Source organism: Candidatus Falkowbacteria bacterium, assembly GCA_026396835.1.
Lineage (GTDB): Bacteria > Patescibacteriota > Patescibacteriia > Patescibacteriales > Patescibacteriaceae > Patescibacterium.
Window position 1 is genome coordinate 39185 of record JAPLWA010000005.1, and the last position, 23632, is coordinate 62816.

Annotated in this window: 26 protein-coding genes; 24 read left to right on the plus strand and 2 right to left on the minus strand. The window is 34.1% G+C overall.

Features of this window, described 5'->3' with window-relative positions:
* Window positions 1-3 precede the first annotated feature (3 nt).
* The 3 genes from NTY12_04520 to NTY12_04530 all read left to right on the plus strand — a co-directional run bounded on the left by NTY12_04520 (window position 4) and on the right by NTY12_04530 (window position 3413).
* Entirely contained in the window at window positions 4-258 is a 255-nt protein-coding gene (locus NTY12_04520) for a hypothetical protein (protein ID MCX6793260.1), read from the plus strand.
* An 88-nt stretch (window positions 259-346) separates the two neighbouring features.
* Window positions 347-1765, plus strand: coding sequence for an FAD-binding protein (locus tag NTY12_04525; GenBank protein ID MCX6793261.1), 1419 nt, complete (start codon window positions 347-349; stop codon window positions 1763-1765).
* Window positions 1766-1868: 103 nt separating this feature from the next.
* Window positions 1869-3413, plus strand: a complete 1545-nt coding sequence (locus NTY12_04530; GenBank protein MCX6793262.1) for a hypothetical protein — start codon at window positions 1869-1871, stop codon at window positions 3411-3413.
* Between the two features lie 74 nt (window positions 3414-3487).
* On the opposite strand, the gene NTY12_04535 is transcribed toward NTY12_04530, so the two are convergent.
* Complete coding sequence (locus NTY12_04535; protein MCX6793263.1) at window positions 3488-4198, minus strand: class I SAM-dependent methyltransferase; 711 nt, start codon at window positions 4196-4198, stop codon at window positions 3488-3490.
* Between the two features lie 104 nt (window positions 4199-4302).
* Between NTY12_04535 and NTY12_04540 the strand changes: the two genes are divergently transcribed.
* The 12 genes from NTY12_04540 to NTY12_04595 all read left to right on the plus strand — a co-directional run bounded on the left by NTY12_04540 (window position 4303) and on the right by NTY12_04595 (window position 12139).
* Window positions 4303-4788, plus strand: a complete 486-nt coding sequence (locus NTY12_04540; GenBank protein ID MCX6793264.1) for a peptidoglycan-binding domain-containing protein — start codon at window positions 4303-4305, stop codon at window positions 4786-4788.
* Window positions 4789-4851: 63 nt separating this feature from the next.
* A complete protein-coding gene (locus NTY12_04545) occupies window positions 4852-5763 on the plus strand; it encodes a hypothetical protein (protein MCX6793265.1) in 912 nt (303 codons plus the stop codon).
* A 102-nt stretch (window positions 5764-5865) separates the two neighbouring features.
* Complete coding sequence (locus NTY12_04550; protein MCX6793266.1) at window positions 5866-6234, plus strand: hypothetical protein; 369 nt, start codon at window positions 5866-5868, stop codon at window positions 6232-6234.
* A 148-nt stretch (window positions 6235-6382) separates the two neighbouring features.
* On the plus strand, window positions 6383-6781 hold the full coding sequence (locus tag NTY12_04555) for a hypothetical protein (protein ID MCX6793267.1): 399 nt from the start codon (window positions 6383-6385) through the stop codon (window positions 6779-6781).
* Window positions 6778-7335, plus strand: coding sequence for a gamma-glutamyl-gamma-aminobutyrate hydrolase family protein (locus tag NTY12_04560; protein ID MCX6793268.1), 558 nt, complete (start codon window positions 6778-6780; stop codon window positions 7333-7335). The genes NTY12_04555 and NTY12_04560 overlap by 4 nt, the downstream gene beginning before the upstream one ends.
* Window positions 7332-7652: an SMR family transporter gene (locus NTY12_04565; protein MCX6793269.1), complete on the plus strand. Its 321-nt coding sequence runs from the start codon at window positions 7332-7334 to the stop codon at window positions 7650-7652. The genes NTY12_04560 and NTY12_04565 overlap by 4 nt, the downstream gene beginning before the upstream one ends.
* Window positions 7653-7658: 6 nt before the next feature.
* The gene (locus tag NTY12_04570) at window positions 7659-8564 is read left to right on the plus strand and encodes an EamA family transporter (GenBank protein MCX6793270.1); all 906 of its coding nucleotides are present in this window, start codon (window positions 7659-7661) and stop codon (window positions 8562-8564) included.
* 133 nt (window positions 8565-8697) lie between these two features.
* Entirely contained in the window at window positions 8698-9522 is an 825-nt protein-coding gene (locus NTY12_04575) for a hypothetical protein (protein MCX6793271.1), read from the plus strand.
* A 59-nt stretch (window positions 9523-9581) separates the two neighbouring features.
* Window positions 9582-10175: an RNA polymerase sigma factor gene (locus tag NTY12_04580; protein ID MCX6793272.1), complete on the plus strand. Its 594-nt coding sequence runs from the start codon at window positions 9582-9584 to the stop codon at window positions 10173-10175.
* Window positions 10162-10893 (plus strand): hypothetical protein, encoded by a 732-nt coding sequence (locus NTY12_04585; GenBank protein MCX6793273.1) that lies wholly within the window; start codon window positions 10162-10164, stop codon window positions 10891-10893. Before NTY12_04580 ends, NTY12_04585 begins: the two co-directional genes overlap by 14 nt.
* Before the next feature lie 75 nt (window positions 10894-10968).
* Window positions 10969-11607, plus strand: coding sequence for a phosphatase PAP2-related protein (locus tag NTY12_04590; GenBank protein MCX6793274.1), 639 nt, complete (start codon window positions 10969-10971; stop codon window positions 11605-11607).
* Between the two features lie 4 nt (window positions 11608-11611).
* Window positions 11612-12139, plus strand: coding sequence for a hypothetical protein (locus NTY12_04595; GenBank protein MCX6793275.1), 528 nt, complete (start codon window positions 11612-11614; stop codon window positions 12137-12139).
* A gap of 59 nt (window positions 12140-12198) precedes the next feature.
* Here NTY12_04595 and NTY12_04600 read toward each other — a convergent pair whose 3' ends face one another.
* Window positions 12199-12870, minus strand: a complete 672-nt coding sequence (locus tag NTY12_04600) for an HD domain-containing protein (protein MCX6793276.1) — start codon at window positions 12868-12870, stop codon at window positions 12199-12201.
* A gap of 221 nt (window positions 12871-13091) precedes the next feature.
* Between NTY12_04600 and NTY12_04605 the strand changes: the two genes are divergently transcribed.
* From NTY12_04605 to NTY12_04645, 9 genes are all read left to right on the plus strand, one after another.
* Window positions 13092-13637, plus strand: coding sequence for a leucine-rich repeat domain-containing protein (locus tag NTY12_04605; protein ID MCX6793277.1), 546 nt, complete (start codon window positions 13092-13094; stop codon window positions 13635-13637).
* A gap of 91 nt (window positions 13638-13728) precedes the next feature.
* The gene (locus NTY12_04610; protein MCX6793278.1) at window positions 13729-14667 is read left to right on the plus strand and encodes a DUF475 domain-containing protein; all 939 of its coding nucleotides are present in this window, start codon (window positions 13729-13731) and stop codon (window positions 14665-14667) included.
* Window positions 14668-14868: 201 nt separating this feature from the next.
* Entirely contained in the window at window positions 14869-15906 is a 1038-nt protein-coding gene (gene mptB, locus NTY12_04615; protein ID MCX6793279.1) for a polyprenol phosphomannose-dependent alpha 1,6 mannosyltransferase MptB, read from the plus strand.
* A gap of 91 nt (window positions 15907-15997) precedes the next feature.
* The gene (gene mgtA / locus NTY12_04620) at window positions 15998-18526 is read left to right on the plus strand and encodes a magnesium-translocating P-type ATPase (GenBank protein ID MCX6793280.1); all 2529 of its coding nucleotides are present in this window, start codon (window positions 15998-16000) and stop codon (window positions 18524-18526) included.
* 77 nt (window positions 18527-18603) lie between these two features.
* Window positions 18604-19050, plus strand: coding sequence for a hypothetical protein (locus tag NTY12_04625; GenBank protein MCX6793281.1), 447 nt, complete (start codon window positions 18604-18606; stop codon window positions 19048-19050).
* Window positions 19051-19159: 109 nt separating this feature from the next.
* Entirely contained in the window at window positions 19160-19381 is a 222-nt protein-coding gene (locus NTY12_04630; protein MCX6793282.1) for a hypothetical protein, read from the plus strand.
* A 127-nt stretch (window positions 19382-19508) separates the two neighbouring features.
* Complete coding sequence (locus NTY12_04635; protein ID MCX6793283.1) at window positions 19509-20189, plus strand: hypothetical protein; 681 nt, start codon at window positions 19509-19511, stop codon at window positions 20187-20189.
* A gap of 111 nt (window positions 20190-20300) precedes the next feature.
* A complete protein-coding gene (locus NTY12_04640; GenBank protein MCX6793284.1) occupies window positions 20301-20564 on the plus strand; it encodes a metal-sensitive transcriptional regulator in 264 nt (87 codons plus the stop codon).
* A gap of 2 nt (window positions 20565-20566) precedes the next feature.
* Window positions 20567-23629 carry a heavy metal translocating P-type ATPase gene (locus NTY12_04645; protein MCX6793285.1) on the plus strand — a complete coding sequence of 1021 codons (3063 nt, stop codon included), beginning with the start codon at window positions 20567-20569 and terminating at the stop codon, window positions 23627-23629.
* Window positions 23630-23632: the final 3 nt, after the last annotated feature.

The following is a 23632-nucleotide window of genomic DNA, read 5'->3' on the forward strand; positions in this document are numbered from 1 at the left end:
AGCATGAAAAAATTCATCTACCCCTTCTTATTCGCCATTGTCGGAGCTTTAATTTTTGCTTCAATTGGCTTTTTTAGATTTGTTAGTTTTGGCGCAAACGATTGTGATATGCCAGGAAAAAGCTGCAACTGCTTTTGCTGCAATTCATTTGGTTTGCGCGGCTACGAAGCCTGCGGTAATTATGGCTTGCTGCTTGGAGCAGGCGCAGGAATATTATTCGGTTTAATTATCTATTTAATAGTAAAACATAAAAATTAACTTAAGTTAGTTTGTATTGACATGCCTTAGCTTCGAGCAAAAGTTGGGTGTGAGTATTTGTGATATAATTAAATTGAAATAATCACACATGGACAAGCATCTAGAACACAAAAACAAAACAAAACGAATATCTAGTTTGATTAAAAAATATTCCCTAGCTACTAAGCAAGGGCAGCTTAATTTTTATCATAAAAGCACTAATTCTACTCGACCTAACAACAAACAAGATCAGTTAATTGATATTTCTGATTTGAATGAAATTATTGAGATTAATGTTAAAGAAAAATATGTACTAGTTGAACCAAATGTTTCCATGGAGAAACTAGTAGCAGCTACTGTTAAATATAATTTAATACCTCCAGTTGTTATGGAGTTCCCAAAAATTACTTGTGGTGGCGCTGTCAATGGCGCAAGTCTAGAAAGCTCATCTTTTAAATACGGGCAGCTCAGTGACACTTGCGAGGAATATGAAATTATATTAGGCAATGGGAAAATAATACGCGCTTCAAAAAAAATAAACTCTGATTTATTCTACGGCATTTCCGGATCTTATGGCACCCTGGGCTTTATTTCTCTGCTAAAAATTAAACTGCTTAAAGCTAAAAAATACGTTAAACTTAACTACTACCCAACAGGATCATTTAAGGAAACGATTGAGTTAATTAAGACCAAAGCTACTGAAAATAAAAATGACTACATAGATGCTATTATCTACGATAAGTCTCATGGGGTGGTTATGACCGGAAAAAATACTGACTCAGAAAATCTACCCATCAAATCTTATTCTAAAATATCTGAACCCTGGTTTCACAGAAGAGTAAAATTGATTACCAGAAGAAAGCAACCGCAAGAGGAGCTTATACCATTAGCTGATTATTGCTTTCGCTACGATCGCGGTGCGTATTGGATGGGAGAATTTGCCTTCCCGCTGCTTGGCGTTCCTGACAATAAGTTAACTAGATTTATTTTTAATGATTATGCTAAAACTCATAAATTATTTGAAGCCCTGCAAACATTAAATGTCTCACAGAATTATTTTGTTCAAGATATATACCTACCATTTAATAAAACACTAAACAGTTTAAAATATAACGAACAAAATGAAAAAATTTATCCTGTCTGGTTATGCCCAATAAAAGCAACTGATAAAGAGCAAAAATTATCACCTCATTATATTAAAGACAAATTACTAATCGATATTGGTATATACGGACAAACAAATAAATATCTACTAGACCCAATTAAATCAAACAGAAAATTAGAAGCTTTTGCAAAAAGAAATGGTGGAAGAAAAATGTTATATGCTCATGCTTATTACACGGAAAATGAATTCTGGTCCATCTATAATAAGGACTGGTATAACAAACTAAGAATCAAATATCATGCCCAGAATGTCTTTCCTGATGTTTGGAAAAAAACTCACGTTTCAGGACATATCAAAGGAACAAGGTGGTGTGGATTTTTCAAATATTTCTTTATTAATCCAATAAAAAGATTAATACAGTAAGTATAATTCCGGTTTACAAGATAAGCTCATCGGCGACCTATTTATAATTCAGCCCTTTTTGGGCTGTTTTTTATTTTTTAGAAAAAGGCTATAATTACTTTATATGAAAAATCAGGAAATAATTTCAAATATCAACAAAAAAGACTCTGCCCTTGGTGATATTTTAGTAGAAGAGAATGAAGAAAGCATAGAAAACCTAGCCATAGGAAAAAGACTAGAGGAGCTTTTAGACGAATATGACCCAGAGGAATACTATGATAGAGCGACTTTTACTAGCTCACAATTAGACTTAAAAAATTATCTGAAAGAGCATAAAAACTCACACCAGTTTATAGCAAATAAACTTATCGAGTTATGGGCGGGCGGTACTGTGGCTGAACATTTAGAAGATTTTAACAATCTCAATCACATCGAGCTTGCCAATAGATTGATTGATGAAGGAGATGGAGAATATGTCATAGATAATTTTGAAAAATTCCAAAATTTAGATCAAACTGTCATTGATAAACTCATTGAGAAAGGTCACGATTGGGAGCTAGCTTACTCTCTAGAAAAATTTCCAACAATCGATCAAGAGTCGCTAATAGCTAGGTTAATAGCTAGGCAGCATTGGAGTCCTATTATCAGTAATTGGGAAAAATTCAAAGATATTAATAAAGAAAAAATACTTGATGAATTAATGCAAAATGGAGCAGCTGAAGAAATATTAGAAAATATAAAAAAATTTCCAAATGTTGATCATGCCATCTTGGCAAATAAACTAATTGATGAGAACAAAGAAGGCTTAGTTGTTAATAAAATTGAAAAACTTCAAAAATTAAATCAAGCAGTAGCCGACAAGCTCGTCGCCAAAGGTAAAGGAGAATCTGTTTTCGACAACATAGATAGATTTGAAAACTTAAACAAAGAAACAAAGGACAAAGAACATATAAAGCTTCGAGAAATAAAACAACTGGAGAATCCTATAAAAGAGATTATAAAGCAAATGGATCTAGAAAATACTAACTACGACGCTATTATTGGCGATGACGCCTCAGGAAGAATACCAGCATTAATTTTTAATGAAATAATCAGTAAAATAAACAAGGATAAAAAAATCGAAAAACCAAAATTGCTTTTCATTGCTGGGCAGTTTGCCGGGACTTCATACAATGACGCAGATCCTAATGCTTTTAGAAAAATTCTATATGACACCAATAAACATATTTCAAAAAACATTAAAGATAAAAAAAGAGCACTAATCGTTACCGATACAATAAATACCGGGAATAGTCTGTCGGCTATGACAAAAGGACTTCAAGGCAACAAGATAGAATACGACATAGCTTCTATATCTTTTCTGGGAGAGTATAAACAAAACTTAGAAGAAAAAATAAAGGAAACAGAAAAAAAACTAGGGGCTAAAATTTTTTCCAATCTTACCACGGTTACACCTAGAATTTACCGTCACTACAGTATTGCTGGTGTAAGAAAAGAAAACGCTAGCAAATACTCAGCTGACATTATGTCAAAAAGAGCGGATGACTTTGCCCCCGCCAGTGTTGCCAGGGCGCGCAAAGATATTCATATCTTGTCTAAACAATTACTTAGCTGGTACAATAATAAGAATAGCGACGAAGAAATAAAGACAAAAAATAGCAAGAAATAAGTTCATCAACGACCCAAATATAAAATAGCCCTTTCGGGCTGTTTTTTAAATAAAAAAAGAGGATCCGCGACATATTAGCCACGCGATCCTCCTAAATTTCCAAACTTAATTCTTAAAAAGAAGAATAAACCAAATAATGTGCGGAAACTTAAAAAGCCTACATTATAAAGTCTATTAGCAAAAGTATTTTTACCAACTTTTTCAAAAACCGTAATTGTATCAATCAATTTCGGGTTTCTGATTTCCTTAGAAAATAAAAGTAGTTTTGCTGAAGCAATGTTTGGTCCTAACAAATGCCAAGAATCATGAAAAGCAATGCTTCCACCATCAATAACTTTGGCAAACCAAGAATCAACATCAGCCTGAACGTATGAATATTTGTGTTCTCCGTCAATAAAAATTAAACCAACGAGTCCATTAAATTTTTTAGACGCTTCAACTGATGTTTTTTGAACCAACCTAACCCTTTCACTAAGCCCTGCCTCAAGAATATTCTTTTGAAAATCTTGCAGCGTACTTATATCTTCACCAAACATTATTTTATGTTCTGATGAGCCAGTATGAGGGTCGATCGCATAAACCATTGCTTTTTTGCCGTCACGAGTACCGCTACCTAAACAAACAGTAGAGCGCCCTTTCCAGCTACCAATCTCAACAATGGCTTGATAGTCTGGAACTTTTTTCGCTAAAGAATATAAAACTTTAGCTTCTCTGCCTGTTAACCAGCCATCTATTTTAGAGACTGTTTCAAGGACTTTTTTAAAAGTACTGTTTGTTTTTTTCAATTGTAAATTTATGTTTGTTTGATTCATCAATCTACAATGATATTTGAATCATGTCAATATTTGTTATAAAACTAGGCATATTTCGTTTATGGTATAATTAAATCATGAATAAAATATCGTTAATTAGAATAATAATTTTGTCTAGCATTTTATTTCTCGGCTCAAGTTTAAACATGGCCGTGGCTAGCGGTTTTGTATTTAACAAAAACCTGGCTTTAGGCAATGTTAATAGTGAAGTCAAGGAGCTGCAAAAATATCTTAATACCAATGGTTTCATTGTCGCTAAATCTGGTCCTGGCTCTAAAAATAAAGAAACAAACAATTTCGGCCCAGCCACTAAAAATGCTTTGGTTAAATTTCAAAAAACTAACAAAATTATTCCTAGCAATGGTTACTTTGGTCCTGCTACTAGAAATTTTGTAAACAAAAAATTTAACAAAATAGAATTAAGCCCAAATACAAACAATTTAATTAAAACACCTGAAGCTAACTTTACTATTAGTGGCGCAGTAACCGGGATTACTCTGCCTATCACCATATTTATAAATAATAACGAAGACATAACAATTAACCCAGGAGAAAGTAGTTAGTTTACTCTTAAGAGCAAACTAACTAACAATACAAGCTTTAATATTGAAATTAAGCAAAAATACTTGGGACAAAATTGTTATCTAGAAAACAGCACTGGATTAATTAATAACTCAAATATCAATAATCTTAAAATCGCTTGCGGCGTAAATCTTTATTTTAACCCTTTTAAATTTACTCTCAGTAATGGCTACGCCGGGCCAGCGCCATTTTCCTGTGGCGACAATCTATCTTACGAAAATGAATCATACCCAACAACTTTAATCGGCTCTCAATGCTGGATGGCTAAAAATTTAAACATAGGAACCAAAATAGATAGCAACAACTCTGAGCCCCTATGTCACAACCCCTCAGCGCCCCTCTATCTGAATTGGTCGTGCCAAACTGACAATAATTTAATAGAAAAATATTGTTATAGTAATAACAATGCAAATTGTTTAAATAATGGTGGCCTTTATGAATGGGCGGAAGCCTTGGGTTTGCCATATGACTGTAATAGTGCAGGTTCGGTCAATAACGGCAATGGCACCTACACCATAAGCTGCCCAACTAGTGGTAGTTATACTATTGGCAATCAAACACGGGGAATTTGTCCTACCGGTTGGCATATACCAAGTATTAGTGAGTGGCAATCACTAGCCCAGTTAAGCCAATCTAGCTGCGAAATTAGATGTGACCTTGGCAATATTTGTAGCTGTACTGAAGCAGGAGAAAAGCTAAAAGCAAAAGCTGACCAAACACCTATTGCCTGGGATGGAACCGATATTTACAATTTCACCTTACTACCATCCGGATTTCGCAATGGTGATGGATCATTTTACGACTACGGTAGCTACGCAGTTTTATGGACCTCAGCCCCGTCATCAGAAAATGCTGGGCTTGGTATGTTTACCGGGGTTAAATCCACTCTAAAAAATATTAAAACCGACCGCGACGTTAGAACTGATGGACTTTCTGTGCGCTGCATAAAAGACTAATTTTAAAATACCTTAGCAAAAAAATCTAATAAAACAGCCCTAAATTGGGGTTATTTTTTTTGGTGATATAATTTAGCTAGATAAACATTAACATCTATCTTTATGGATAATAAAAAAATCTTTCTAAATACTGTTTTTTGGGGATTTATTCTTTGGCTCTTTGGCTATGTTCTAGGTTTTGTATTTTTTGCCCTGGTACCAAAAGAATTACTTGGTTGGTATATCATGCCATTTGGCATAGCTCTAACTCTTTGGGTCTTACTTAAAAAAATTAAAAGAGATTCATTTACTTGTTATTTTGGCCTAGCTATTATCTGGACAATCATGGCAATAATTCTAGACTATATATTTTTAGTTAAACTTTTAAAAACCGTTGATGGCTATTATAAATTAGATGTTTATCTATATTATATAATCACCTTTATTCTACCTATTATTGTTGGTTGGTTTAAGTTTAAAAATAAAAAATAGACTACATTATGAAAATTGGAGTATTTGGCAGAACTAAAGCTGACAACAAAAAAATAATTAAACTAGCCAAAGAAATTGGCGAGGCCATTGCTTCAATGGCAATATTGTAGTTACCGGGGGCACCGAAGGCTACCCTCATCTTGTAGCTATGTCAGCTCTTAAAAATAAGGGCAAAGCAGTTTCTTGTGCTACCGGTCTTAAATTAGCTGACCACTTAAAGTTTCATAAAGTAGACTTGTCAAAATACACAAAAGTTATTTTTCAGAAAAAATATTTTAATAAGAAGTTATTAGTAATCGATAATTATTTACGATCATTAGATATGTGCTTAAATGTTGATTGCGCCATAATTATTGGCGGCCGAGTTGGGACAATGTTTGAGGTAACAATACTTAGCGGAATAAGCAAGGATATATTTATTTTAAAAGGTAGCGGCGGCATAACTGGCAAAACTATGAAAAATTTTATTAAAGAAGGTCATAAAGAGAGATCTAAAATAAAATATTTTAATAACTCGAGAGCACTAAAAGAAATGCTAAGTAAATGAAAATTTTAATTATCGACAACCATAGCGAACATCTTTTAGAGCTAACTAATTGCTTTAGTAATCTTCCAAAGATAATTAATAAAGAAACCTTTGATAAAGGTTTTGCTATAGAAAATTTTGATTCAATAATTTTGTCAGGCAGTTTTAATATGCCAACAGCTTTGCGTCATCCAAATTTTTACAAACAAGAAATTGATTTAATAAAAAATAGTAAAACACCAATTATCGGAATCTGTCTTGGCGCCGAACTTATAATAAAGTCTTTTGATGGCAAGCTTGAGGAACTATCTCATAGCTTAGACGGAGAAGTTAAGCTCAATGTCTCAGACAAAAATCTTAAAACAATAATTGAGAGTAATCATATAAAAGTAATTGAGCATCATAAAATCGGAGCAAAAAATTTACCTAAAGATTTACTTGAATTAGCTAGCTCACCTGATTGCGTAGAAATATTTAAACATGCCTCAAAACCAATCATAGGTATTCAATTTCATCCTGAGATTGGTAAACATAAGGAAATTTTTGATTGGGCAATTAAAGAATTAAAAATATGATCAGCTGGATTATCCCATTATCGCTGCTAATAATTTTTGAAATAGTCGCTGATATTTTTGCTAAAAATTGGTCCTTACAAAGGACAACCTGGATTGCCGTCACTAGTCTAGCTTCATATTTAATTGCTAACTCCTTTTGGTTATTTGCTTTAAAAAATGGTTCTGGTCTAGGTCGCGGCGCTATCATATTTTCTGTAGCTACGGCGATCATCGCCGTCATTCTAGGAATACTATTTTACAAAGAACCAGTTAATAAATTTCAAATAATTGGTTTGGTTTTAGGAGTTATCGCTATAGTTTTATTATTCTGGGAATAAAATATTATGAACTGGATTATATTTGCTTTAGCTGGGCCATTAATTTGGGCGCTAGTTAACCACATCGACAAATTCATTATTACTAAATATTTCCACGGCAAAGGCATTGGTTCTTTAGTTATGTTCACAGGCCTCTCAGGTTTTGTGGTTTCTATTTTTATAATCGCACTAAAATATAGTTCTATAAATCTCGGCGCTGCCCCAGCTTTTTTTATTGCTATAAATGGTGCTTTGTTAGTGGCTTCTTTTATTCCCTATTTGCATGCCATGGAAAAAGAAGAGGCTTCAACCGTTTCAACACTCTATCAACTGATTCCGGTTTTCGGCTATTTCTTAGGTCTAATATTTTTACATGAACAACTTTCCTTCTGGCAACTTATTGGCTCATCATTAATAATTATTGGTGCAGTCAGTATATCTCTAGATTTCTCTTCTAAGATAAGGATTAAATTAAAGCCGCTCCTCTTAATGGCGCTATCATCGCTCATGATTGCCACTAATGGTTTAGTCTTTAAAATCATTGCTTTAGAAGAAAACTTTTGGGGAACAGCTTTCTGGGAATACATTGGTGGAACTATTTTTGTTTTATTTTTATTTTTTTGTATACCATTGTATCGCCGTCAATTTGTTGGCATGATTAAAAAAAATAAATCCGTCATTAGTGTAAACTTCTTGGCTGAAATATTAAATATTATTGCTAAACTATTTGCTAATTTCGCTAGCTTGCTAGCTCCTTTGGTTTTAGTTTGGGTAGTAAATAGCTTCCAGCCATTTTTTGTTTTATTATATGGTCTCATACTAACCCTACTGGTGCCTAAGTTCTATAGAGAAAATATCAGTAAAACAATACTTATTCAAAAAGTATCAGCCATTGCTATTATAGTGTTGGGCACTTACTTCTTATTTAAATAAACAACATAAAAGCCAAAAAAATAGCCTTATTTAAGGCTTTTTTGCTATTGCAAGAAAACTACCACCAGGGACGTAATAAGAGTAGAAAGGTCGAAAGACTTTCAAAAGATAACTAACTATTAATTATAAATATATGAAGAAAAATCTAGCTCTTATAATCGCTATTATAACGATTTCCTCTTTAGCTGGTTTTGGAGTAGTCCAAGCTAAAGGACAAGATAATGATAACTTCAAAGGCAAGGCTCATTCACAAAAAATAAATATTGAAACACCAAAGGATTTTAATGAAAACTTTCCAATGGCTTCAAGAGAAGATGAAACTGCACTTAAAAATGAGAGTAACTTAAAAACTGTTATTACTAAGGGTAGCAACATGATTGATATGAGGCTCAATGCTCTAAATAGAGCTAAGACCTCGATCAACAAATCAAAACTAAGCGCTAATCAAAAAACATCATTAATCGCAATGATTGATGAAAATATTAACGGTCTAACTAATTTGAAAACAAAACTAGTAGCTGAAACAGACTTAGCTCTAGCTAAAGCTGACCTAAGTTCAATGTTTACTGACTATCGTATTTATGGAGTCTTTATGCCAAAGCTAAATGCTCTAAGAATAATCGACATGAACAGTAACAACCTTGATAAAATACAAACTACTACTTTTACTAATTACCAAACTAAGATCGACGCTCTTAAAGCCAGTAACGGAGATGCTGCTTTAATCGCAAAGATGGAGGCCGGTCTAGCTAAAGCAAAAACTGATGCTTCAAAAACTAGCAGCCTTATTAGTTCAACTATGATTAAAGCACAAAACCTAAAGCCAGCTGATTATCCAACACAAAGCAAAACTATATTAAAGGACATTAAAAATAACTTAAAGACAATACACAATGACTTTAAGTTGATCAGAACCGATTTAGGAATAAAGGGTAGGGTTAATGTAATGACCAAATAAATAAAGCCCCAACAAAACGCAGCTTACCCCTCTAGCTGCGTTTTGTTATACTGAAAGCTATGACTACGGACAACGCAGAAAAACAGAATAATCTACCATCAAACTCTGATGAGATATTGGCTAAGCTTGCGCTTAAAGACCAGGCAGCCTTTGCTGAGCTAGTTAATCGTTATCAAGCTCCTTTGCGGCGTTATGTCAGTCGTTTAGCCAGATTAGACGAAACAGATATTGATGATGTTCTACAAGAAGCCTTTATCAAACTTTATTTAAACTTAAATGACTTTGATCCTAAGTTGAAGTTTTCATCTTGGCTCTATCGTATCGTGCATAACGAAACAATTAACCACTTCCGTAAACGCTCGGTTAAATATGAAGTTGGATTAGACATTGAAGGTGATGAAAAATGGAATGAGTTTTGGGAAGATGAAGGTATTAATAGAATTGACCAAACATTAGCCAATGAAAAAATTCAAGAAACTTTAAACAAGCTATCACCCAACTATCGTGACGTACTAATCCTAAAATATTTAGAACAAAAAAACTACGATGAAATCTCTGATATCTTACAAAAACCGCCGGGCACCGTAGCCAGCTGGCTCAATCGAGCCAAAACTCAATTCCGCAGCCTATACCAAACATATGACCAATCCTAATTTAGCACAATCAATCTTGCACCGCGTGACAGATGATAAGTTAAAACCAAAACCACGCTGGCAATTTATAACAAAGCAAATATTAATTTGGTTTGGTGTCTTGCTATCTGTCGTGGTTGGCAGCATTTCGAGTTCTATATTATTTTTTCTTATAATAAATAATGACTGGGAGGCTTATGATTTGGTTACGAAAAATTTAGCTTACTTTATATTATTAACCCTGCCTTATTTTTGGTTAGTCATATTAGCTGGCTTCATCGTACTAGCATACTTTTACATGCGAAAAACAAAGCATGGCTATCGCTATAGCTTATTAAGACTATCTATTATCTATCTAGTGCTTTGTTCTATAATCGGCGGCACGGCTTATGCTTATGGCGGGAGCGAGGAAATTGATCGTTTATTAACGGTTAATGTTCCGATTTATAAAAAAATTGTTAACCAACAAACTAATCGCTGGTCACAGCCAAAAGCGGGTTTAATATCCGGCGAATTAAAAAAGGTAGACACTGAGAAAAAGGAGCTAATTTTAGAGGATGCTGATGACAATGTCTGGCGTATTGATTATTCCAAATCCAAACTCAATGAAAAAATTAAATTAAATAAAGGTGAAAGAATACGAATTATTGGGGACGAGGAAGACAAAGAAAACTTTAAAGCTAAAGATATTTTAGTAAATAAACCGACAATTCACAAGCGAAACAAGAAAAAAGACTAGGCGATTAGCCTCCTAATGGCTTAAAAAACCTGGCTATTATATAATAAATAGTATTATAGAGACTGACAGAAAATTATGTGGCGAGAGCATAAAGTTTATTGGTTAAAAAAAAGCTTCATTTTTAACGTTGCCTTAAGCATAGTATTTTTAATTATCGCTTTCTTTATAAATCATTACGCCAATTCATACGTTGCTAACAACGCTAGTAACTATGTTACTGATATTATTTTAGACAACATTCCGGTAATTGATGTTCATCTAATTTTTTCCGAAGGAGCTATACTTTTCATAATTGCTCTAATTGCTATTTTTTCGTACGAACCAAAACACCTACCCTTTGCTGTAAAAAGTATTGCGGTTTTTATTTTAGTGAGATCTTTTTTTATGGTTCTAACTCATCTAGCGCCACCTTTGGGAGAAATTTACATAAACCCGGGTGATCTTATTTCACAAATCAGCTCGGGCAATGATTTATTTTTTTCGGCTCACACTGGCCTGCCATTTTTAATGGCTTTTATATTTTGGGAGCAAAAGAAATTACGCTATTTTTTCTTTAGCTGTTCTTTAGTTGGTGGCATTGCGGTATTACTAGGTCATCTACACTATTCGATTGACGTTTTTTCAGCAACCTTCATTGCTTTTGGTATTTTCCACATTTGTAAAAATATTTTTCCTAAGGATTTTGAGTTAACAATACAAGATCCTAAAATTTAAATTTATGAAAAAATTTTTAAAGAAGTTACTTCACCAGCGAAATGTTAATAAAATTAATTTCTGGGAGTTTTTTAGATACTTTATTTTTGCTTTAGCGCTTGAAAGTATCCTAATTTGGTTTTTGGGTCTACACCCTGATTATGAAGACCTAAGACTAGCCACCATAATTATTTTTGGAATATTGTCATCCTTTGGTATTTTGTTCTTGGCGGTTGAAGTTATCAGAGACATTGATGAATCCACCAACATGATCATTGGTTTAATTTCAATTGTTTTTCTATTTGTCGCTTATTTTGCTTTCCAGTATTGGTTTTTATTGGTTACCGAACCGCATAGCTTTACAGAACTTATTAAACTAGATCCGATAAATCTATTTTTTCACAGCACCATGATATTTTTATTTAACCCTTTAATGTTCCCGGTGACTAAATCGGCTCAATTACTTGTCTTAACCAATGCCTTTGGCGGCTTTGTTCTAGTCGCCTTTATCTTACAAAACATTTGGCAGTTTAAGCATAAAATTAATTATTAGCCCAAATATGATAAAAGCCCTGTTGCGCTATTGCAACAGGGCTTTTTAATTAAAAAAAATTAGGCTATTAACTTGGTTGTAAAAATACCTGATTGATAGAACTTTTCTATCAAGGTTTTCGCGTCAGGATTAAAATTAATTAATCTTTTTTTCATTTCCTCGCCGCTTAAATCTGCCTGATCTGCAAATTTTTTGTTTGAACGATGAAGAGCATCATAAAAATCAACCAAAGAAATCAATCGACCATAAAACGGGATCTTAACCTCTGTTCCCCTGCTATAATCATGTAGTCTTGATGGCATTTCTTTAGGATATTCATTGGCCTGAAACTTATGATGCCAAATAATTATCTCCGCAGCAAAATCAAAACAGCCTTGAAGCATTTTATAGCCATCTAGTACGTGATCTTTAATTGCTTCATAGTCCTTTTCATTGTAAGCCTCGGTTTTTTTCAAGGTATTTGAATTAGTTAGGGCTTTACCAATATCATGCAGCAACCCAGAATAGAGCAAGGCTTTCTGATCTAGGTGCATAAGCTGACCAATTTCAGCTGCTAATATACCGACCCTGAGGCTGTGCTTATAAGTCTGGATGTCTTTAATTTTTAGCGGAGCTAAAAAACTAAATATCTCTAACTGTTTTTTCTTCTCAATATTCAAGCGCTTAAAAGCGGAGTCTAAACGTGCAGCCAGAGATGGTGGTTGTGCAAGATATTCTTTAAATGTACTCATTGTTTATGATTATTTTTATTTGTAATTAAGTTAGTTTTCCCTGGGCTTAAATAGACCAAAGAAAACCAACCTAAAAATTTAATAAAATAGTATTTTTCAAAGATCTTAATCATAAAAAATATCATTTTTACTACACCTTGTCAACCATTAGCTTAATGGCGCTTAACCCATTAATGGACTATACTATAAACACTAAATAACAAGTAAAATAAGAAAATTATATGAAAAAAATTATACTGCCAGTGCTATTAATGTGCGTTGTGGCAATAAGTGGTTGTTCACTTGTCTCGAATTTTGTTGATGAAAAAAAGCAGGAGATTAATAATGTAGCTCAAGAACAAAAGGATAAATTAGTAGAAACAGCTAAAACAAAGCTGGACGACATAGCTACGGGGGCAACCATAAATCTTAGTGGTCAGAAATTAACTAAAGTGCCGATGTCGACCTTTGATAAAACAAATACAGAAACGTTGGATTTATCAAACAATCAATTGACTGGCGCTTTGCCATCTCAAATCGGCAATCTAAAAAACCTAAAAGTACTTAAAGCGAACAATAACTTAATGACCGGTGTACCAGCTGAAATTGGCCGACTTACAAATTTGCAAACACTAGATTTATCAAACAACCAACTAACGGGCTTACCTAGCGAATTAGGAAATCTAAAAAATCTTAAAACCATGAACCTCGCGGGAAACAAATATTCAGAGCAAGACCTAGCTTTAATAAAACAAAAGCTCACAAGCACCACTTTTATCCTTAAATAAGCTCAAAAAAGCAGTCCTAAAAATCGGGGCTGTTTTTTAATACTAAAAAACTGATGTATAATTAAGAAGTAAAATAACACAAACTAAGCCCATTATGTTCTGGTCAATTTTCATCACAATTTTCGGTCTATGCTTATTTGAAATTATCAGCAGCATTGATAATGCTGTAGTAAACGCGCATGTTTTAAAAACCATGCCAGAAAAATATCGAAAGATATTTCTTTTCTGGGGACTTTTATTTGCCATTGTCTTAGTGCGCGGATTACTGCCATTTTTAATTGTTTGGTTTGCTAATCCTGCTTTTAACATCATTGAAGTTTTTACGGCTGTCTGGTCTAATGATCCAAGAATAATTGGCTATTTAGAGGCTTCTAAAGGCTTGTTGCTTCTTGGTGGTGGCGTTTATCTTTGGCTAACTTTTTTAAGTTGGCTTTTTTTAGAAGAAAAGAAATATGCTTTTTTAGTAGAAAGCTTTATTCATAAACAAGGGCTCTGGTTTTATTCTATAACTTCGCTCTGTACGGTTTTAATTGTCTGGCTGTCCTTAAAAATAGACCCAATGTTAGCTCTAGCGGCGACGATCGGACTAACTGCCTTCTTCATAACTGATGGATTTAGAAAAAATGCCGAGAAAGCTGAAAACAGCCTAATAAAGAATACCCGGATGAGTGCCTGGAGTAAAATTCTATACTTAGAAATCTTAGATGCGTCATTCTCAATCGATGGCGTTATTGGTGCCTTTGCTTTTACTATGAGCGTTCCTTTGATTATTATTGGTAACGGCATAGGTGCAATTGTAGTTCGTGAATTTACTGTTCGCGGTATGAATATTATTTCTAAGTATGCTTATTTAAAAAATGGAGCGATGTATTCAATCGGCATGTTAGGTGGATTAATGATTGCGGAAAGTTTAGGGCAGGTTTTTCCTTTTTGGTTAGCACCATTAAATACAGCAATTCTAATAGTTGTTTTCTTTTTCCTGTCAATTAAAGAAATTGAAGAGAAAAAAGCTTTAAGTCAAAAAAGTTAAAATCTTATTAAACTACCAAAGAACATTTTAGAACTATCCTTAAAGCTATTAACCTTGCTTATTGTTTTAATATATTTATTTTTAGAGATTATATCTTTTTTTAGAAGCAACTTTTTAGCCATAACACTGGAGACCTTCTCTCATTACCAATTCGAGACAACAGAGCTATTATTTATTTTTCTACTTTTAACTTGGCTAATATTGCTTATAGCCAAGACAACGCTAGACAAAAAATTTAAAATTGCTATATTCATTGTTTTATTTCTCTGCTTTATATCGCCTCCACTATTAGCGGTTGATACTACGGCTTACGCCTTGAACGCCGAAGTAATTTACACCAACATTCAAAATCCCTACACTACGCCACTAAATGCGGCAACGGTCCCGAAAGAACTAAGTGACGTTTGGTGGATGGCACTACCTTCGCCTTATGGCCCGGCTTTTTTATTAATTACTTTTATTCCCTGGCTAATTAGTTTTTCTAGCTTATTTGCTTTTATTTACGCCTACAAACTATTTGCCCTAGTTGCCTTTTTAGCTTCTGCTTGGCTTTTTTCTAAACTAAGACAAAGAGAAAATGCTCCGGCCTATCTTGATCTACTATTTATACTAAATCCAGCTTTGATCATTAACCTGGTTCTTGAGGGACATAATGAGGTATTTATAATATTATTCTTATTATTATTCTTATATACTTCTGACAAGCCGCTAAAAAAACTTGGCTACATGACTATGGCAGTGCTAATAAAATTCAGCACATTTTTAGCTTGGCCCTTGATTTGGTTTAAAAACTCTAAATTCAATCTAAAATCTTTTGTAAAATCAAATATTTTTTTGTTAATTATTGGCCTAATATTTTTTAAAGTCATAAATCTACTGCCTCAGGATTTTCTAAAGCAAAACGTACTCTTTATAAACAACGCCTGTTTCTATAAATGCTCTCCAATCTATAGCCTGGGTAATCACTTGCCAAATTTGTTTGGAGATTATTTTAAAATTATTACTTTTTTGTTGGCCTACTTGTTCATACTATATTGGTTCCTGATTAAGAGATACGAGCCGCTTAAATTTATAGTCTGGTCTTTTGTTGCCTTGTTTTTTATTACCACAAAATGGCTAACTCCCTGGTATCCAACCATAATCATTCCTTTTAGTTTATTGCTAAATAATAAAAAATACTTGCTTATCAGTGCATTAATTACTGCATATTGCCTTCTGCACTATATATTACTAATATAATTCTAGTTAATAAGACAAAATAGCCCAAAAAGGGCTATTTTTTTATTGTCTGAGATGCTAATATTTAATTAGTTAATCACTAAAGCAAACTATGGCTGAAGCTAAAAAATATCAGGGCCTAAGCAGTTCTGAGGCGATCCTAAAGCTAAAACAATTTGGACCAAACATCATTACAAAACAAAAAAGATTTAGTTCCTTTGTCATGTTCTTCAAAAAACTAACCAGCCCACTATTCCTCTTAATGATAAGTATTTCAGTGGTATCTTTTGTTATTGGACAAAGAACCAGCGCCATCTTTGTTATTATGATGGTAATTTTATCAGCCGTCTTTGATTTCATTAACTCGTATAAATCACAAAAAGTCGTAGAAAAACTAGCCACTCGCGTTAGTACAAAAGTTACTATTTTACGTGATGGTAAAAAACAAGAGCTTCCTCTCGCCGACGTTGTGCCTGATGATATTTTATTTCTATCAGCCGGAAACATAATTCCAGCTGATTGCCAGTTAGTTGAAAGCGATGACTTTTTCGTTGATCAATCAGCCCTAACTGGCGAATCAATGCCTTGTGAGAAAGTGGCTTCAAATAAAAGAATAAACAAAAATAATACGGCCGAAGATGAAAATGTAATATTCATGGGAACTAGCGTGGTTAGTGGATTTGGTACTGCTTTAGTTTTAAAAACCGGCAAAGAAACCAAGTTTGGTAAAATTGCTGGCGAACTAGATAAAGCGGAGCCAAAAACAAATTTTGAAATTAGCATAACCAAGTTCAGTTTATTTATCATGCGCTTAGTTTTTTATATGGTGAGCTTCGTTTTAATGGTTTACCTCATAAAAAATTTCCAGCATTTAAATAAAAATTCCATCCTAGAAGCTATAACTTTTTCACTGGCGGTTACGCTTGGTGTTACACCTGACATGCTACCAGCAATTATTACTTTTTGTTTAAGCCGCGGTTCAAAAATGATGGCCAAGAAAAAAGTTATCGTAAAACACTTATCTTCAATTGAAAACTTCGGTAGCATGGATATTCTATGTACTGACAAGACCGGAACTTTAACTCAAAATCACATCAGCTTGGTTAAATACACTGACTATGAAGGCAAGGATTCTGCTAAGGTCCTAGAGTTTGGTCGGGCTAGTAGCTATTTCCACACAGGAATTCAAAACCCAATGGATAATGCTATTAACGAATATCAAGCTGGAGAAGTTGTAGGATTTGAGAAAATTGATGAAATTCCTTATGACTTTGAACGTCGCCGCAGCTCAATGGTTGTTAAGAAGGATGATAAGAAATTTCTAATCACCAAAGGAGCGCCCGAAGCGGTTATTAGTATTTGTAATCAATATGAGCTGGACAATAAAATAGTTAAGGACAAATCAGCCAGCAATATAATTCAAGAAAAATTTGAAAACTTAAGCAAAGACGGCTTTAGAGTACTAGCTCTTTGCTACAAAGAAATCATAGCCGATGATAGTCAAAAATCTTTTGATAAAAATGAGGAAAACAATATGACCTTCATTGGTTTTCTTAGCTTCCTCGATCCGGCCAAGGAAACAGTAAAACAAACAATTGTTGAATTAGAACAGCTCGGTGTAGAAATTAAAATTTTAACCGGTGATAACGAATTACTATCAGAAAAGATTTGTCGCGACATCGGTCTTGATATTAAAGGAACAATCACTGGTGAAGAAATGGAGAAGTTAAATGATGACCAGCTAAGTAACAAATTGCCAAATCTAAGTATTTTTGCGCGCATTGACCCAATACAGAAAGAAAGAATTATTTTAATTCTAAAAAAGGCTGGTAAAACCGTCGGCTTTTTAGGTGATGGAATTAATGATGCGCCCGCTTTACGCGCCGCCGATGTTGGCGTTTCAGTTAATAACGCCGTCGATATTGCCAAAGAAACTGCAGATATTATTTTATTAGAAAAAAATCTTGAAACATTGAAAGACGGTGTCATCGAAGGTCGCAAAACTTTTCACAATACTTTGAAATATATTTTGATGGGTCTATCATCTAATTTTGGCAATATGTTTTCGATGATGGGCGCCGCAACCTTCTTGCCTTTCTTGCCGATGCTGCCTGGTCAAATATTATTTAACAATTTTATTTACGATGCTTCACAGTTTTCACTACCAACCGACACGGTCGATGAAGATGAGTTATTAAAACCAACTCACTGGGATCTCGGTTTTGTTAAAAAATACATGCTGGTCTTTGGTTGGATTAGTTCTTTATTTGATTTCCTAACTTTCTTCTTATTATTCTCGGTTTACCATTTAGGAGAAAGCCAATTCCAAACTGGTTGGTTTATTGAATCTATCGCAACACAAATTCTAGTTATCTATATAATAAGAACCAAAAAAATTCCGTTCATAAAGAGTCGCCCAAGCAAGGCCTTACTAATTACTACCTTGTCAGCTGTGGCAATTGCCTGGATAATTCCATTCACTTTCCTTGGAAGAATTATGGGTTTTGGAACACTACCAATTTCACTAATGGCCTTTATCTTCGGCTATGTCCTCATATACCTAGGCATAGTTGAAATAGCTAAAAGAATCTTTTATCATCAACATAATAAGCGCTTACAAAAGACCCTAAGAGCTGCTTAAAAAACAGTATATTGCTTAGTAAAAGCCTTAATGTTAAATTACATTAAAGCTTTTACTATTGACTTATTAGAAATATTATGTTAATTATTAGCTATTGCTTAAACTTAAAATGGGAGTTAGAAGTGAAAACCGTAAAAAGTTCTTTGGAAAATTTATTTATCTATCTAGTTCTGTTCTCGCCGATGATTTATACTTGGCTCGTTCTTACACATGTAATTCACGGCTGGTACGGATGGGCCTACATTGTAGTATTTATCGTTCTATCGCTTGCATCATTCTTCTTAATCGAAAGAAAAGAAGAAGAAAGGGTTTTTAGAATAGCTTACAGCGGCTCATTAATAGCCAACGTATTTGTATATGCATTCCTAAAATGGTCATTTAATTTAATTGGTCCCGGCTCTGAATCAACCTCGATCATATTAGGCATTTGGTTTATTTTGCTGGCCCTTTGTGGTGTTATAATGAACATCGGTAAAAACAATGAGGAGTACGTAGCAATAGGTTCATTGGGTTCATTTCTATGAACGAAATTTTAAAAAACAACCCTCTTTGATTATTCAAGGAGGGTTGAATTACATTTAGGGACAATTTTATATATTTGATTTTCTTGGTTTATTGGATTATATTAACAATATGGAAAATATTAAAATAGAACAAACTGGCATGCCGCAAGATCCCCTGGCTGTTATCCATATTATCAAAGTAGCGCTTGGCCCAATGGGGGGGAATGACTACGAGTTTAGTGAGCTGGACCGAATAGGCAGGGAATTTAGCCAAGGTAAAATAACCCGAGAAGACGCTATTACAGCGGCTTATGCTATAAAAAGCGCCAAAGACGCTTATGATTATCATTAAAGATAATCAATTAAAATGACTGTAAAATAGGCTAAATCTAGAAAGCCTATTTTTTATTTTATTAGAAAATTAAAATTGTGATATAATAATATCCAATGCCTCGCTAGGGGTAATAAAATAAAATAATATGAAAAAAATATTGTTTGCTTTAATTGCGTTTTCTTTAGTTTTTGGCACAGTTGCCATGGCTAAAGAAGGCGAAAAGAAAGCCGATAAACCAGTAACTATGGTTGAGGTTAAGAAAGAACAAGAAAAAATCTCTTCGCCAGACGATGTTGTTAACTTTACAAACATCGTAAAGAAGGGCAAGGAGTTATTTGGCATGAGAAAAATAATCTTAGAAAAGATTACTCACCCATCAGAAATTGAGCATTTTGAAAAAGTTAAGAAACTAGGTAATGCTTTATGGGGAATGCGAAAAGACGATAATCAAGCCTTAGTGCGACCAGAAGCCGCATCATGCGTTAAGACCGCCTTTGACAAAAGAGACGCTACTCTAAAGAGCGGTATAACAACAGGTACAACAACTTTGTTGTCTACAATTGACACTCGCACTACTTGCCAAAAAGCAGCTCTAGATAAAACAACCGTTAAAGAGCAGAAAGAAGCTAATAAAGTTTGTGTTGAAACTTTTAAGAAAGCAATTGAAAGCGGAAAAGAAGCTACTAAAAAATACCGAGACAATGTCTGGCAGACATTTAACAGCGATCTTAAAGCCTGTAATCTATTGCAAGCCAGCAACGTACCAGCTAACACGACTTCAACAGATATTAAAATTGAAGATGGTGGACTTGGCATGGAATTCTAAAAAATGTTAATAAGTTAAAACAAAAGACCTCCGAAAGGAGGTTTTTTGTTTTTTGTTAGCGTTTTTATCGGCTTGACCTAATACCCCCAGGGGGTATATACTGTTTGGTATATGACAAACAACAATCAAAAACTTATAAGACGTCTCAAAATTATTGAGGGTCAAGTTAGGGGCTTACAGGAAATGATAAATAGTAATGCCTACTGCATTGATATCATTACTCAAACCTCAGCTGTTAAACAAGCTCTATCCGGCGTTGAAGACGCCTTGATGGAAAATCATCTTGGTGGCTGCTTAGTCCATCAGATTAAAAAGGGCAAAGAAGCTAAGGCTAAAGAAGAAATCTTAAAAGTCTATCGACTTAAAAGAAAATAAATATGAGCGAAGAAAAAAATATTATTAACAGCAGTAGTCATGCTAACCAAAAAATAAGCTTGTCGCTTTTTGGTATGCACTGTTCTTCTTGTGCCACCTTAATAGAGCGCTCCTTACAAAAAGCTCCTGGTGTTAAACAAGCGACGGTCAACTTTGCAGCTGAAAAGGCTAGTATTATCTTTGATGAAAATCAAACCAAAATACTAAACCTAATTGAAGCTGTAAACAAAGCTGGCTACAAAGCAGAGACAATTGACGCTAAAGATAGTGACTATGACAGAAAGAAGCGCGAGAAAGAAACTAGTTTATATTTTAAAAAATTTCTATTTAGCTTAGCTCTCAGCTTGCCCATGTTATATTTCATGTTGCTTGATTTCTTTGCTAGCCCGGGCAAAACAGCCATCCTACCTTTTATTGGTATTATTTCTCTAATTCTTACCATACCTATCCAGTTTATTATTGGAGCTGGATTTTATAAGGCCATGTGGTCATCACTTAAGATGAAAACCTTCAACATGGATAGTTTAATTGCAATTGGTACCTCAACTGCTTTTATATATAGCCTTGTTAATTTTGTAGATTACTTTTTAAAAACTGGGTCAATTGTTGGTCTTGGCGGTAAAATACCTGAACTATACTTTGAGACCGCTGCTTTTCTAATTACTTTTGTTATTCTCGGAAAGTGGTTAGAAATACGTACCAAGGGCAAAACGGGAGATGCTATCAAGAAACTAATGGGCTTACAAGCTAAAACTGCTCGTGTAATTCGTAATAACACAACATCTGATATTCCAATAGAAAATGTGGTTCATGGAGACATTGTCCTAGTAAGACCAGGCGAAAAAATACCTGTTGATGGAAAAATAATTAAAGGCTCTTCGGCCATAGATGAATCAATGATTACTGGAGAAAGTTTGCCGGTAGAAAAAAATGTGGGCGATAACGTTATTGGAAGCACGATTAACAAGGTTGGAAGTTTTGAATTTGAGGTTACAAAAATTGGTAGCGAAACAACTTTGGCACAAATCATACGTTTAATTGAAGATGCTCAAGGATCAAAAGCGCCGATTCAAGGCTTTGCCGACAGAGTGTCAGCTGTCTTTGTACCAACTGTTATTAGTTTAGCTATTATTACTTTTCTAGTTTGGTTTTTCTTTTTAGGCGCAACTCTATCATTTGCCTTAATGGCCTTCACAGCCGTGATCGTAATCGCCTGCCCTTGCGCACTAGGACTTGCTACACCAACCTCATTAATGGTTGGAACTGGTAAGGGTGCTGAATATGGAGTACTAGTAAAAGGCGGTGAACCTTTAGAAGCGGCTTGCAATATTACAGCAATAATTTTTGATAAAACCAGAACTCTAACTAAAGGTAAACCAGAAGTAACAGATATTATCGCTTTAGGAAAAATTGATGAAAATAAAATTTTAGCAATTTCAGCAAGTCTAGAAAAGTTATCTGAGCATCCATTAGCCGAGGCAATTTACTCTTACGCTGATAAAAAATTAATTAGTCTTGAGGAAATTAATAACTTTACAGCTCTTCCTGGACACGGCGTTAAAGGAATAATTGATAGCACAGAATATTATTTTGGAAATCGCCGTTTGATTAGCGAAACTCTTAATCATTCAATTGACAATATTAATGAGCAACTAATTAAATTAGAGGCACAGGGCAAGACTGCGATGCTGCTAGCTAACCAAGAAGAAGTGGTAGGTATCATTGCTGTGGCAGACACCATTAAAACAACTTCCAAGGAAGCCATTACTAAATTAAAAAAACTAGGCATTGCCGTTTATATGATAACCGGGGATAACGAACGTACTGCCAAAGCGATTGCTGCACAAGTTGGCATAGACAATGTTTTAGCCGAAGTTCTACCTAAAGATAAGGCCAATGAAGTAAAGAAACTTCAAGCAGCAAACTATAAAGTGGCTATGGTAGGAGATGGAATTAATGATGCCCCGGCCCTAGCACAAGCCGACTTGGGGATTGCTATGGGTTCAGGCACAGATGTTGCTATGGAAGCTGGCGGAATTGTAATTATGAAAGATGATCTAAATGACGTAGTAACCGCTTTTCAGCTATCACGAGAAACGATGAGTAAAATAAAACAAAACATGTTTTTTGCTTTGTTCTATAACATCATCGGTATACCGATTGCGGCCCGTATTTTTATTGGCTTCGGCTTGGTCTTAAAGCCAGAATTAGCCGGCCTAGCCATGGCCATGAGCTCTATTTCAGTAGTTGGCAATTCATTGTTATTACGTTACTTTAAACCAAATAAAAAAAACTATCTTTCAATAATGGCACCAATAATCATGGTTTTGGTTTTTACTTTTGGCTTTTTTCAATTTGCTAAGCTAAGTTCTGGCATGGAAGACAAAAACATGGCAAAACTTGTATCAATTGAAGCGGCTACTAATTTGAATTCTTTTCTAGCTAGCAATGAAAGTAAAATTAATTTTGCCAAAGAAAGTCCTAAATTATTTTTAGGCACTGACAGTTTACCGAACATATTGAAAATAAAAACCGGCACATTAACTTTAGGCAATGACGAAATGATAATTGGTTACAATGAGGGCATGATGATGATAAAAGAAAAACTAATTAACAAACCGGGGGATAATTTAACTGATTTCTTTGGTTTAGCTAATGTAAAAATAGTTGGAATACTTACACAAACTGGAACCCTGATTGATGATTATCATTTTATTAATAATAAAACTTTAGCCAAAATGACAAACGTCGCTAACATACAAATTATAGCCGACAAAGAAAACGTTGATATATTTTATAAAGGTGATAAAAATAGTCTGCCAGATAAACTAAAAAATAGTATTAATAGTTTTGAAAAAATAAAAATTAATAACAAAGAATATTGGCAAGTTTATATCGGCTACAGCGACGCACAAATGATGATAAACGAAAAAGAGTTTAGTAAACCCGGTGATATTATTGAAGATTTTTCTGGTAACAATGTTGTAATTGGAGGTGTCTTACCAAAGACAAATACAATTCTTGATCAAATGCATTTTGTTAATAAAAATTTTATTATTAAATAACAT